This window comes from Rhizohabitans arisaemae (assembly GCF_025996515.1).
Classification (GTDB): domain Bacteria; phylum Actinomycetota; class Actinomycetes; order Streptosporangiales; family Streptosporangiaceae; genus Rhizohabitans; species Rhizohabitans arisaemae.
Genome location: NZ_BLRH01000060.1, coordinates 1,625,065 through 1,638,100, shown reverse-complemented (window position 1 = coordinate 1,638,100; position 13,036 = coordinate 1,625,065). Strand labels below are relative to the sequence as shown.

General features: G+C 70.0%; 11 protein-coding genes. 7 read left to right on the top strand and 4 right to left on the bottom strand.

All coding sequences use genetic code 11. The annotated features are described in order from the left end of the window. Positions 1 to 140: 140 nt before the first annotated feature. Complete coding sequence (locus RUR_RS35995) at positions 141 to 2,489, bottom strand: sigma-70 family RNA polymerase sigma factor (RefSeq protein WP_283139703.1); 2,349 nt, start codon at positions 2,487 to 2,489, stop codon at positions 141 to 143. A 218-nt stretch (positions 2,490 to 2,707) separates the two neighbouring features. Here RUR_RS35995 and pyrE point away from each other — a divergent pair, with 218 nt between their 5' ends. Then, a complete protein-coding gene (pyrE, locus tag RUR_RS35990) occupies positions 2,708 to 3,241 on the top strand; it encodes an orotate phosphoribosyltransferase (RefSeq protein WP_283139702.1) in 534 nt (177 codons plus the stop codon). On the opposite strand, the gene RUR_RS35985 is transcribed toward pyrE, so the two are convergent. Both RUR_RS35985 and RUR_RS35980 read right to left on the bottom strand, forming a co-directional pair. After that, positions 3,238 to 3,654, bottom strand: a complete 417-nt coding sequence (locus RUR_RS35985; protein ID WP_283139701.1) for a DUF4115 domain-containing protein — start codon at positions 3,652 to 3,654, stop codon at positions 3,238 to 3,240. The two genes, pyrE and RUR_RS35985, sit on opposite strands and share 4 nt — an antisense overlap. A gap of 72 nt (positions 3,655 to 3,726) precedes the next feature. Then, positions 3,727 to 4,425, bottom strand: a complete 699-nt coding sequence (locus RUR_RS35980) for a DedA family protein (RefSeq protein ID WP_283139700.1) — start codon at positions 4,423 to 4,425, stop codon at positions 3,727 to 3,729. A 130-nt stretch (positions 4,426 to 4,555) separates the two neighbouring features. Here RUR_RS35980 and fbaA point away from each other — a divergent pair, with 130 nt between their 5' ends. From fbaA to RUR_RS35960, 4 genes are all read left to right on the top strand, one after another. Then, a complete protein-coding gene (fbaA, locus tag RUR_RS35975) occupies positions 4,556 to 5,578 on the top strand; it encodes a class II fructose-bisphosphate aldolase (RefSeq protein ID WP_283139699.1) in 1,023 nt (340 codons plus the stop codon). A gap of 142 nt (positions 5,579 to 5,720) precedes the next feature. Continuing rightward, complete coding sequence (locus tag RUR_RS35970) at positions 5,721 to 6,140, top strand: DUF3151 domain-containing protein (RefSeq protein WP_283139698.1); 420 nt, start codon at positions 5,721 to 5,723, stop codon at positions 6,138 to 6,140. A gap of 120 nt (positions 6,141 to 6,260) precedes the next feature. Next, a complete protein-coding gene (locus RUR_RS35965; RefSeq protein WP_283139697.1) occupies positions 6,261 to 7,544 on the top strand; it encodes an adenylosuccinate synthase in 1,284 nt (427 codons plus the stop codon). Positions 7,545 to 7,601: 57 nt separating this feature from the next. Further along, positions 7,602 to 8,546, top strand: coding sequence for a glycerophosphodiester phosphodiesterase family protein (locus tag RUR_RS35960; protein ID WP_283139696.1), 945 nt, complete (start codon positions 7,602 to 7,604; stop codon positions 8,544 to 8,546). On the opposite strand, the gene corA is transcribed toward RUR_RS35960, so the two are convergent. After that, the gene (corA, locus tag RUR_RS35955; protein ID WP_283139695.1) at positions 8,541 to 9,584 is read right to left on the bottom strand and encodes a magnesium/cobalt transporter CorA; all 1,044 of its coding nucleotides are present in this window, start codon (positions 9,582 to 9,584) and stop codon (positions 8,541 to 8,543) included. The two genes, RUR_RS35960 and corA, sit on opposite strands and share 6 nt — an antisense overlap. Before the next feature lie 320 nt (positions 9,585 to 9,904). Here corA and purD point away from each other — a divergent pair, with 320 nt between their 5' ends. After that, entirely contained in the window at positions 9,905 to 11,149 is a 1,245-nt protein-coding gene (purD, locus tag RUR_RS35950; RefSeq protein WP_283139694.1) for a phosphoribosylamine--glycine ligase, read from the top strand. Between the two features lie 410 nt (positions 11,150 to 11,559). Beyond that, positions 11,560 to 13,032 (top strand): glycosyltransferase family 39 protein, encoded by a 1,473-nt coding sequence (locus tag RUR_RS35945; protein ID WP_283139693.1) that lies wholly within the window; start codon positions 11,560 to 11,562, stop codon positions 13,030 to 13,032. Positions 13,033 to 13,036 lie beyond the last annotated feature (4 nt).

The window sequence follows — 13,036 nt, the reverse complement described above, 5'->3', positions numbered from 1 at the left end:
GTAATGAACTCTAAGATCGCCGGAGGTGAATCCGGCGATTAGGCCTTCGCCGGTGCTAAGGGGATCATGTGGCTACCGTACCATCGCCCTTACCCCATCGACCCTTCTGAGATCATCCCCGGAGAACCGAGCATTCCCCCTCAAGATCGTGCAGGTACGCTGAGGGCGACCACCCCCAGGACGTAGACGTCCCGCTTGGTGGTGAGGCGGAGCACCGGCCGTTCCCCGAGCTCCCCGCGGTAGGTCTCCACATCCACCCCGAACGTCATCCCGGGGCCGAGCGCGCCCTCCGCCGAGCTGTCGAACGGGTTGTCGCCGCGTCGGTCTCCCCCCTCAGGTGCAAGCCCCTTGCCGCCCAGGACGATCCGCTCCCCGGCCAGCCCGGCGTCCCCCTCCCAAGCCACGACGCTCATCCGCGCCGGGAGCGCGGCCGCGAGCAGCCCGTCGAGGGGGATCTCCACCGGGCGCCGATCGGTGTGCACGATCTCGGCGGTGTCGAGCACGATCGCCTGGCTGTAGGGAGCCCGCTTGTCGGCGACGACCGCGACCAGGCTCCAGCCCGCGTAGCGGGAGACCCCCGAGACCGAGTGCGCGTCCGCGACCCACCACCGTCCCCGGCCACCGCCCCGGACGAGTTCGGTCACGTCCGCGAAGGCCTGATAGCCGTCCCCCGCCGGCAGCTTCAGCCGCTTCACCTCCGCGGCCCGCACCACGGTGTACCGCCGGGAGCCGGGTGGGCGTACCTTCACCCGCGCCACCCGGACGTCGCCCCCGGCCGACCAGTAGAGGCCCGCCCAGACGACCTGACCGGTGAGCGCGAGCCTCGCCGAGCTCGAACTCCGGGTGGCGGGATCCCGGTCGAGGTCGATGGGGTGCATCACCCACTGGTCGTTGTCCCGGCGAACGCCCAGACGCAGACGTGCGCGGGAGCAGCCGGCGGCAGCCGTACCGCAGCTCATCAGGGCGTTTCCGACGGCCGTCGTCGTCACCCGCCCGTCCGCGGCGAAGCGCGCGGTCGCACCGCCGGACCGGACCCCCCGGACGGCTCCGGCGAAGGCCTGTGCCCCGGCACCGCCGATGCGGACCCACGGCCTGCCCGCGGCCTCGGCGTTCCGGGCCACGTCGACGCGGAGGAAGACCGCGGTCCCGGCGCCCGCGCGCAGCGGACGGCGGGAGCATCGGGCACCTCGCGGGGCGGCCCGGCACGACCATCCGTCGACGGTGCCGAACTGAAGCCGGGCCTGTCCCCTGCCCACGGCCGGGGTGAGCGTCACCCCTCGCGGCAGCCGGACGTCCGCGACGAGGTCCCCGGACCGCACCCGTCCCACGTTGCGGAGCCTCAGCGCGATCATGCCCGGCCGGTCGCGGACGAGCGCGCCGAGCGGCTCGATGCTCGCCGTCAACCTCGGCGACGCCGGCGGGCGGGTCGGCCTCGACCTGGGCGATCGCTTCGGCCGGGACGGGGTGGGGCGTGGTACGGCCGACGACGGCGCGGCGGGCTTGACGCCGGAAGCGGGGGGAGGCGCCGCCGCCGGGGCCGCTCCCGGCGGTACGGCCTTGGCCGGTTCCCTGCGGGAGGTGAGCACGACGACGAGGGCGGACGCGGCGAGGAGGGCGACCGCCGTTCCCGCGGCGAGCGCGCGGCGCGGCCCGGGAGTGCGTCGCCACAGGTGGAGCAGGCCGCCTTCGCCCGCCGGAAGGCCGCCGCCCACGGCCGTGCCACCGCCGTGGGGCAGCCCGGCCAGATATCCGGCGACCATCGGTCCCGCGATGAGGGGACCCACGACGACCCGGAGCCCCTCGTTGATCTCCGCCAGCTCGTGGAAGACCCCTCTGCACTCCGGGCACCCCTCCAGATGCCCGTCGACCGTGGCGCTCTCCCGTTTGGCCAGCCCGCCCCGGACGTAGGCGCCCATCTTGTCCAGCACGGGGCGGCACAGCCGGGCGGGCTCGGCCGACAGGTGCATCTGCAGGTACGCCCGCCGCAGCCCCTCCCTGGCCCGGTAGGCGAGGGCGGCGACACCCCCCGCGGAGAGGCCGAGCAGCGGCGCGACCTCGGCGGGCTTGGCCCCTTCGACCTCGGTGTGCCACAGCACCAGGCGCCATCGATCGGGCAGGGACTGAAAGGCCTTGGCCACCATCGTCCGCTCGAGACCGTGGAGCGCGGGGTCGACGAAGGGGACGCCCGGATCCGGCAACGCCGTCTGCTCCATGGCGATATGCCGGCTCTCGACCCGGAAGCGGTCGTAGACCGTATGGCGGATCGCCGTCAGCAGGTACGGGCGGAACGCCGCGTCCGGGCCGCCGCCCCGGCCGATCAGGTCGAGGATCTTGGTGAAGGTCTCCGCGACCACGTCCTCGGCCTCGGCCTCGTCCCGCACCAGCTGCCGGGCGAGCGACCGGGCCGCCGCCCCGTGTCGTCGGTAGAGCGCTCCGTACGCGGACACGTCCCCCGTGCGGAGCATCGCGATCAGCTGGGGATCACTCATGGAGGCCAAGGGGAAATCGGGGGGTTCCACACTCATTGTTACCTCACGGCTACGGGAAGTGGCGGGGCGAATCATTCCGCAGGTCGCGTCGTGACTAAACCCAAGCGGCCTCTTTGCGTATGGCTGGGCGCCGGGACGTGGCACCGGTCGAACCACGGGGCGGGCCCGGCCGCAGGCGGTTCGTCGCCGGGGGTGACGGCGGGGATAGGTTTGTCCCCATGAGCGATCAGGACAGGCTGCTGGATGAGATCAAGAGCAAGGGCGTCGTGCACGGCCGGGTGGTGCTCTCATCCGGACGGGAGGCCGACTTCTATGTGGACCTGCGCCGGGTGACCTTGGACGGTGCCGCCGCCCCGCTGGTCGGACGGGTGATGCTGGACCTCACGCGGGACTGGGACTTCGACGCGGTGGGCGGCCTCACCCTCGGCGCGGACCCGGTCGCCACGGCCATGATGCACGCGGCCGCGGCACAGGGTCGCAAGCTCGACTCCTTCGTGGTCCGCAAGGAGGGCAAGGCGCACGGCCTGCAGCGCAGGATCGAAGGCCCCGACGTGGCCGGTCGCCGGGTGCTCGCGGTCGAGGACACCTCCACGACCGGCGACTCTGTGCTCACCGCGGTTCAGGCGCTGCGCGAGGCGGGGGCCGACGTGGTGGGGCTCGCCACGATCGTGGACCGCGGCGCCGGGGAACGGCTCGGCGCCGGGGATGTGCCCTACCGGAGCGCCTTCACCCTCGCGGACCTCGGGCTTTAGGAACGTTCCGCGGTGAACGACAGGCGCTCTCCGGGTTTCCCTCGGGCGCGCTTCTTCCCGTTGACGTAGACCTCGACCGTGCCGCCGTCTTCGAACACGACGGCGAGTTTGGGCTGGTCGTAGGCGATCTCCTGCCCCTCGACCAGATCACCCGACATGAGGACGTCCCCACCGGGGACGCGGACGAACACCGGGCACTGCGCCGCGACGCACTTGATGAGCAGGGTGCGCGCCCCCGTCGCCGAGACGACCTGGTTCGGCGACGGGGGCACGGCCTGCGATGTGGTCGGGGTGGGGGCGGACTCCGAACCCTCCGAGTCGAGCGAGGAGAGCAGCGCGAACACCCCGACGCCGACAAGGGCGAGTAGCAACACGACCGCCGCGCCGATTATGGCGAGGCGGGCGATCCCCATTGGGTCTGACCGGTGGCGTCCCACAGTGGGAGAGTAGCGGGCTGAGTCAAGCGGTCACGACGGACCGATCGCTTAATTGCCCCGCGCTTTCGCCGCGTGACGCCCTCTTGACGAACGCCGGCCGCGCTTGTTCTCCTTGCGATTCTTGAGGACCTCGCGAATGATCGGGATGATCGACAAGAGCACGATGACGATGACGCCGGGGATGATGTATCTGTCGACGTTGGGGACTGCCGAGCCGACGAACCGGCCGAAAAGCAGAAGTGACTCGATCCAGAGGATCCCGCCGACGACGTTCCAGAGGAAGAACCGCCGGCGATCCATCGCCAGCATCCCGGCGACCGGGTTGAGGAACGTCCGGACGATCGGCACGAAGCGGGCGAGCACCACCGCCTTGGCCGGACCGAACTTCTCAAAGTAGTACTCGGCCTTGTCGACGTACTCCTTCTTGAAAAGGCGGGAGTCAGGCTTGTCGAACATCTTGCGGCCGTACTTCCAGCCGAGATGGTGGCCGAGCTGAGCTCCGGCGATCGCGGCGAGCGGTGCGGCGATCAGCAGGGTCGGCAGCGAGAGCGGCGGGATGCCGAGTCCGGCGGCGGCCGAGCTCACGCTGAAGATGCCGGCCGCGACCAGCAGTGAGTCGCCGGGGAGAAAGAACCCGACGAGCAGCCCTGTCTCGGCGAAAATGATCGCGATTACGCCGAGGGTGGCGAAGGCTCCGAAGAGGCTGATCCACCAGGCCGGGTCGATGAGATTCTGCAGGACGTCCATCAGAGAGGCAGCCTACCCTTGTCGGGGCTCGGGTTTCCTCAACTGTGATCGCTTCGCGATACTTGCGTGATGGGGTTCCGACCCCGACGTGGCCACCGGGCCCCGCCATTCGTTCATTAAGGGAGCAGTCATGCCTATTGCGACCCCAGAGGTCTACGCCGAGATGCTCAACCGGGCGAAGGCAGGTGGGTTCGCCTATCCGGCGATCAACGTGACCTCGTCACAGACCCTCAACGCGGCCCTGCGCGGCTTCGCCGAGGCGGAGAGTGACGGAATCATCCAGGTCTCGACCGGTGGTGCGGAATTCCTGTCGGGCACCACCGTCAAGGACATGGTCGTCGGTGCCACCGCGTTGGCGGAGTACGCCCGGGTGGTGGCCGCGAAGTACCCGGTCACCGTCGCCCTCCACACCGACCACTGTCCCAAGGACAAGCTGGACGGCTTCATGCGCCCGTTGATCAAGATCTCGCAGGAGCGGGTGGCCGCGGGGCAGGACCCGCTGTTCCAGTCGCACATGTGGGACGGTTCGGCCGTGCCCCTTGAGGAGAACCTCTCGATCGCCGCGGAGCTGCTCGAGGAGTGCGTCAAGGCCCGCATCATCATGGAGATGGAGATCGGCGTCGTCGGCGGCGAGGAGGACGGCGTCGTCGGCGAGATCAACGAGAAGCTGTACACCACGCCGGAGGACGCGCTGGCGACGGTGGACGCGGTGGGGATCGGTGAGCGCGGGCGTTACATGCTGGCGGCCACCTTCGGCAACGTGCACGGCGTCTACAAGCCGGGCCACGTGAAGCTGCGCCCCTCGGTGCTCAAGGAGATCCAGGACGCGGTGGGTTCGGCCCGCGGTGTCGACAGGCCGTTCGACCTGGTCTTCCACGGCGGGTCGGGGTCACTCCTCTCGGAGATCCACGAGGCGATCTCGTACGGCGTGGTCAAGATGAACATCGACACCGACACGCAGTATGCGTTCACCCGCCCGATCGTTGACCACATGTTGAAGAACTACGACGGGGTCCTCAAGGTCGACGGCGAGGTCGGCAACAAGAAGCAGTACGACCCGCGTTCCTACGGCAAGTCCGCCGAGACGTCCATGGCCGCGCGTATTCTCCAGGCCTGCCAGGACCTCAAGTCGGCCGGCACCAAGCTGAAGTAACGTCCTGCCACCTCGACGTTCACCACGCCCACCAGCAATTTGGTGCGATTTATCCGTGTAAAACCGGGTTGATCGTGATTCTCCAAAAGGTGTGGTGAATGTCGGGTTAGGGGGCGGTCCGGCCATTAGGCAAGATGGGGGCATGAGCGTGCATCAGAACCTCCTGGGCGGACCGCCCCCCACCCACCTGCCCGATCTCCCCGAGGCGCGCGAAGCACTCGAGTCGGGGATCGATCCCTCCGACGTCGCGGCCCGATTCCCGGCCTACCCCGCCGCCTGGGCCGAACTCGCCGACCGGACCTTCGTCGCCGGACACGCCGTACAGTCCTACGCGTGCGCGCGAACCGGGTACCACCGCGGCTTGGACCAGCTCCGCCGCGCCGGGTGGAAGGGACACGGCCCGATCCCGTGGGAACACGAGCCGAACCGGGGGTTCCTTCGCTGCCTGCACGCCCTGGCCCGCGCGGCCCAGGCGATCGGGGAGAAGGACGAGGCCGAGCGCTGCGCCCAGTTCCTCGCCGACAGCAGCCCGACCGCCGCAGGGGTCCTGAACAGCCGCTGAGCAGTACCCGGCTCTCGCGACCGCGCCGGCCTCGGGTACTCTCTCTACGCAAGAGCCCCTGTCGCACTTGCGCCAGGGGCTTCGCCATGCTCAAGGAAGCACAGCGCGAGGAGATCAGTCATGCCAGCAGTCGTGCTCGTAGGCGCCCAGTGGGGCGATGAAGGCAAGGGCAAGGCCACTGACCTTCTGGGCGACAAGGTGGACTACGTCGTTCGCTACCAAGGTGGCAACAACGCAGGACACACCGTCGTCATCGGCGACCAATCCTACGCACTGCACCTGCTGCCGTCAGGCGTTCTGTCGGAGAAGGTCGTCCCGATCATCGGCAACGGCGTGGTGATCGACCCCGGTGCCCTCATCGGGGAGATCGAAGGACTGCAGGCGCGCGGTGTGAGCTGCGAGAAGCTGCTCATCTCCGCGAACGCGCACCTGATCATGCCGCACCACAAGGCGCTCGACCGGGTGACCGAGCGCTACCTGGGCAAGGCGCGGATCGGCACGACCGGCCGCGGCATCGGGCCGGCCTACGGCGACAAGATCGCCAGAATGGGGATCCGGGTCCAGGACCTCTTCGACCCCGGCATTCTGCAGAAGAAGGTCGAGGGCGCCCTCAACGAGAAGAACCAGGTGCTCACCAAGGTCTACAACCGGCGGGGCATCCCCCAGGAGCAGGTCGTCGAGGAGTACCTGGCCTACGCGGAGCGGCTCCGCCCGTACGTCGCGGACACCTCGCTGGTCATCAACAAAGCGCTCGACCAGGACAAGGTCGTGCTGCTTGAAGGTGCCCAGGGCACGCTGCTCGACGTCGACCACGGCACCTACCCGTTCGTGACCTCCAGCGCCCCCACCTCCGGCGGGGCCTGCGCCGGATCGGGGGTCGGCCCCACCCGGATCACCAAGGTGATCGGGATCCTGAAGGCGTACACGACCCGGGTGGGCTCGGGTCCCTTCCCCACCGAACTCGAAGACGAGATGGGTGACTGGCTCCGCACCACCGGCCACGAGTACGGGGTGACCACCGGGCGCAACCGGCGCTGCGGCTGGTTCGACGCGGTGATCGGCCGCTACGCCACCCGGGTGAACGGGGTCACCGACTTCTTCCTGACCAAGCTGGACGTCCTGTCCGGCCTGGAGACCATCCCGGTCTGCGTCGGCTACGAGATCGACGGCGTCCGGGTGGACGAGATCCCGATGACGCAGACCGAGTTCCACCACGCCACGCCGATCTACGAGGAGTTCCCCGGCTGGCAGCAGGACATCACCGGCGCCACGACGTTCGAGGACCTCCCGGCGAACGCGCAGGCCTACGTGCGGGCCCTGGAGAAAATGGTCGGGGCCCCCATCTCGGCGATCGGTGTCGGCCCGGGCCGGCATCAGACGCTCTCCCTGCGTCCGCTGATCTGATCCCGATAGGGCGAGGCGATCTCAGCGCGCCGGGGACCGCACGATAGTGTCCAGGGCGTGCCGCACCCCGTAGAACTTCATGGTCACCGCGGCGCGCGGGGCCTGCGACCGGAGAACACCCTGCCCGGCCTCGCGCACGCGATGGAGATCGGCGTCGACGCCCTGGAATTCGACGTCGCCATGACCGCCGACCGTCAGATCGTGCTCACCCATGATCTGACGGTCTCCGCCGTCACCAGCGCCGACACAGCGCCCGCCGTACCCGGCGACCCGTTCTTCCCCTTCGTGGGACGCCCGATCGCCGAGCTCACCCTGGCTCAGCTCAGAACCCTGGAGTGCGGGGTACGGCTGCCGCGGGGTGAGGACGACGTCTTCGCCGCCACCCAGATCCCGGTGCCGGGGACCCGAATGCCGACGCTGGGCGCCGCGCTCGGCCTGGTGGCCGCCTATGGAGCCGACCGGCTCCAGCTCAACGTGGAGATCAAGTCCGACCCGACCCGGCCCGAGCTCACCGCCGATCCGTGGGAGATCACCGAGCTGGTGACGGCGGAGCTGACCAAGCACCGCCGGATGAAGAACGTCGCGTTGCTCAGTTTCGACTGGCGGATCCTGCTGGCGGCCTCCCGGATCGCACCGGCCGTACCCCGGTACGCCAACGTGGAGGCCCGCACCCTCGCCCCGGGCACCCGATGGCTCGCCGGGCTGGACCCCGACCGTTTCAATGGGAATGTCGCCCTGGCCGCGCGGTCCATCGGGGCGAACGTCCTCTCCGTCGACCACAGCCTGATCACCGAGGAGCTGGCCGCGTCCGCGGACGGGCAGGCCCTGCCCGTGGTGGCCTGGACGGTCAACGACCCCGGCGACGCGAAACGCCTCATCGACCTGGGGGTCCGCGCCCTGGTGACCGACTATCCGGATCGGATGCACGAGGTGCTCACCGAACGGGGTCTCCCGGTGCCGGCCCCGATCAGGCTCCAGGTGGGCGGCGGACGCCGGTCATAGCCAGCCGTTACGCCGGAAGCCGCGGTAGAGCAGGGCGCAGATCGTGACCATCAGGCCGACGATCAGCGGGTAGCCGAAGGTCCACTTGGTCTCCGGCATGAAGTCGAAGTTCATGCCGTAGACCCCGGCGATCATCGTGGGTACGGCCAGGATGGCGACCCACGAGGAGATCTTGCGCATGTCCTGGTTGGCGATGGCGTTGGACTGCGCCAGCGTCGCCTGCAGGACGGAGTTGCAGAGCTCGTTGGAGGACTCGACCTGCTCGCGGACCCGGACCAGGTGGTCTTCCACGTCCCGGAAGTACTCCCGCATCTCGGTGGGGACGAGCCGGCGGGTGGTGAGCTGGCGGAGCGGCCCGGCGAGCGGGGTCACCGCCCGCTTCATCTCGATGAGCTCGCGCTTCAGCTGGTAGATCCGGCTGATGTCGCTGCTGCGGGACTCGGCGAAGACGATCGCCTCCAGGTCCTCCAGTTCGGACTGCATCTCGTCGGAGACCGACAGATAGTCGTCCACCACCCGGTCGGCGACCGCGTGGACGACGGCCGCCGGGCCCATCCGCAGCAGGTCCGGGTTCTGCTCCAGCCGCCTGCGGACCCGGGCGAGCTCGCAGTGGTCGCCGTGCCGCACCGTCACCACGAAATCCGCGCCGAGGAACACCATGATCTCGCCCGTCTCGACGCAGTCCCCGCCGGTCTCACCCTGGACGTAGCCCACGGTCTTGAGCACCGCGAACAGCATGTCGTCGTAACGCTCCAGCTTGGGCCGCTGGTGGGCGTTGATCGCGTCTTCCACGGCGAGGTGGTGGAGGCCGAACACACCGGACAGGCTCTCCAGCTCCGCCGAGTCCGGCTCGTAGAGCCCGACCCAGACGAACGCCTGCGTCGCCGAGGTGTTCTCGCGGACCAGGGCGACGGCTTTGGCCACGCTCGGGGTGTCCACGCGGACCCCGTCGAGGTAGGCGGCGCAGTCGATCAGCGCCGACCGGTCGTCACGCAAGACGATGTCATGCCCGGGCAGGTCCGGACGAGCGGACCGCATGAGGGGCTTGAAAAGGGTGAGTCCGGAGCGCATTGGAGGTCCCTTCCCGCCCGACGCGAAGCACGGCCGCGCACCGGTGCCGGGGTGGAAGGACCCGGGTCAGGACAGGTGGGTGCGGGGTGCGGTCGGACGCCGATTCGAGGTGGTCGGAGTGCGCACGTACGTGCGCCGGCACGTACTGCAAGGATCACCAGATTTCATCCAGACCACCCCCTTACAGGCAGAGACCAAAAGCCTCGTTAATTTAGCACGAAATCCTACCCGGAGCATAGCCGGTCTCGAATACATGATCATGCTGGGTGACCGATAAGCTCAGTCAAGTGCGCGTTCTCGTGATTGGGTCCGGCGGCCGTGAGCACGCCCTGTGCCGTGCGCTCTCCCTCGACCCCCAGGTCTCCGAACTCCACTGCGGCCCCGGCAACCCCGGCATCGCCGCACTGGCCGTCCTCCACCCGGTCGACCCGGTCGACCCCGACGCGGTCTCGGCGCTCGCCCTGCGGATCCAAGCCGACCTGGTGGTGATCGGCCCCGAGGCACCGCTGGTGGCCGGGGTCGCCGACGCGGTCCGGCAGACGGGGATCGCCTGTTTCGGGCCGTCCGCCGAGGCGGCGGCGATCGAAGGCTCCAAGTCCTTCGCCAAAGACATCATGATCGCCGCCGGGGTCCCCACGGCACGCTCCTACACCTGCACCACCGCCGCGGAGGCCGAGCCGGCGCTCAGCGCCTTCGCCCCGCCGTACGTGGTGAAGGACGACGGACTGGCCGCGGGCAAGGGCGTCTTGGTGACGACGGACCGGGCCGCCGCCGCGGCGCACGCCGCCTCCTGCGAGCGGGTGGTGATCGAGGAGTTTCTGGACGGCCCCGAGGTGTCGCTCTTCGCCCTCTGCGACGGTTCGACCGCGGTCGCCCTGCAGCCGGCCCAGGACTTCAAGCGGGCCTACGACGGCGACGAAGGCCCCAACACCGGCGGAATGGGTGCGTACACTCCGCTGCCTTGGGCACCCGAAGGCCTCGTCAAGCAGGTGATGACCGAGATCGTCCAACCGACGGTCAACGAGCTCGCCGCACGCGGCACGCCGTACACGGGGGTGCTCTACGTCGGGCTGGCCCTCACCTCGGACGGCCCCAAGGTGATCGAGTTCAACGCCCGGTTCGGCGACCCCGAGACCCAGGTGGTGCTGGACCGGCTGGCCACCCCGGCCGCCGGGCTGCTGCACGCCTGCGCGACCGGCACGCTCGACGCTCACCCGCCCCTGACCTGGCATGACGGAGCCGCCGTCACGGTTGTGCTGGCCGCGGAGAACTACCCCGACAGCCCGGTGAAGGGCGACGCGATCGACGGGATCGCCGAGGCCGGGGCGATCCCCGGCGCCTACGTCCTGCACGCCGGTACGGCCGTCGGCGAGGCCGGGGAACTCTGCACCGCGGGCGGGCGGGTGCTGAACGTGATCGGCACCGGGAAGGACGTGCCCACGGCGCGGGCCGTCGCCTACCGGGCGGTCGGCGAGATCCGGATCCGCGGCGCCCATCACCGCGGCGACATCGCCGCCATGAAAGGCGATTGATCAGGAAATTTCCTGACTGTCCGTGCGGGCGTCCCCCGCACTTGAGCCCACGGTTCCGTCGGCGCTGCTCAACACCGGGCCGATGATCGTTGCGGTGTACAGCCCTCCCGAGGCGCGCACAGCGCAACGACCAACCAGACCTCGGAGCCACCCCGGGCGAAGAACGACCACCCCAACCGGCACCCCGGCATGATCGTTGCGGTGTACGGCCCTCCCGGGGCACGCACAGCGCAACGATCATGATGGAAGGGCTGGGGTTCACCCGACGGTCCCGCTGAAGAGCCGGGGCTGGTTGACCGAATAAGCCGGAAATTTCCTGAACCGGGGTAAGGTCGCGATCAGCCTGACCGGGGTCGCCGGCCGCAGGCCGAGCACCCCGGACCGTACCGGGCCGAGCGCGGGAGGTCGACGTGGAGGGGGCACCCAGCCGTCGAGCCGACCTGCGGCGCCGCCTGACCGCGCGCGCCCCGGCGATGATCGGCGTTCTGGCGTTCGTCCTCTTCTTCGCCGGCTCGTGGACCCCGTCGCTGTGGAGCGACGAACTCGCCACCAGAAGCGGGGTGTCCCGCACACTCCCGGCGATGTGGGAACTCCTCTCCCACCGGGACGCGGTCTTCCTCCCGTACTACCTGTTCATGAAGGTCTGGACGCTGCCCGGCGTCGCCGACTGGTGGCTCCGTCTCCCCTCGGCGATCGCCATGGCGGCGGCGGTCGGCCTCACCACCGACCTCGGCCGCCGGCTGTGGTCGCCCCGGGCGGGGATCTGCGCCGGGATCGTGCTGATGATCCTGCCGTCGATATCCCGGTACGGCCAGGAGGCCCGGTCCTACGCGTTCGCCGTCGCCGCGGCGGTGTTCTCCTTCTGGGCGCTCCACCGGGCGCTTGACGGCCGGGGTCGCGGGACGTACGCGCTGAGCGTGGCCCTGCTCCCGCTCACCCACCTCTTCGCGGTCCTGGTCCTCCCCGCCCACCTGGTCGTGACGGCGCTGCGCGGCGGGCTTCGCCGGCTCGTCCCGTACCTGCTCCTCGGCTCGATCACCACCCTGCTGACGGCGGTGCTCTCGTTCCGCCAGCAGGGCCAGGTCTCCTGGCTGGAACGGCCCGGCTGGGAGAACCTCGCCTTCGTGCGGAGCACGAGCAGCGCGTGGCTGCCGGATCCGGAACCGGGGTACCACCTCGCCGTGATCCTGGGCTGGCTGATCACCGCGGCGGGGCTCGCCGGGGCCGCGGTCCTGGCCCGGGAACCGGGGCACCGCCCGTTCGCCGCCGGGCTGGTCGTCTGGGGGGTCCTGCCCACCCTCGCCCTCTACGCCGCCTCCTACGCGCTCTCCCCGGTGTACAACTCCCGCTACATCCTCTTCGCGGCACCGGCCTTCGCCCTGCTGACCGGGGCGGTCCTGGCGCGGGTACGGCCGGCGGCCGCGATCGCCGTACTCGCCCTCCTCACCTTGCTCCCCGTCCGCCAGCAGCTGGCGCTGCGCGCACCCGACGGACACGGCCAGGACTTCGCCGGGGCCGCGCAGATCATCCGATCCAACCTGCGCCCCGGGGACGTGATCGTCTACGCGATGCCGTGGGCCCGGGACGGGGTCGGCCGCGCGGGGGCCGACGACGTCTACCTCAGGACACCGGCCGCGCGGACCGGGACCTTCGACGCCTGGGAGGCCAAGGACGTGCTCGCCCCGCTGGAGGGGCGGCGGCGGGTCTGGCTGATCCGGCCGGACGAGGGCAGGTGGATCCGCCCGGGGACCGCCGACGTCGTCTCCCGGCACGGGCTCACCGGCCCGGCCGTCCCCAAAGTGAAGGCGCTGATCGACTCCGGGTTCACCGTCGAGCGGACCTGGAGGGTGCGGGACGTCGGCGTAATCCTTGTGACACGCTGAGCGA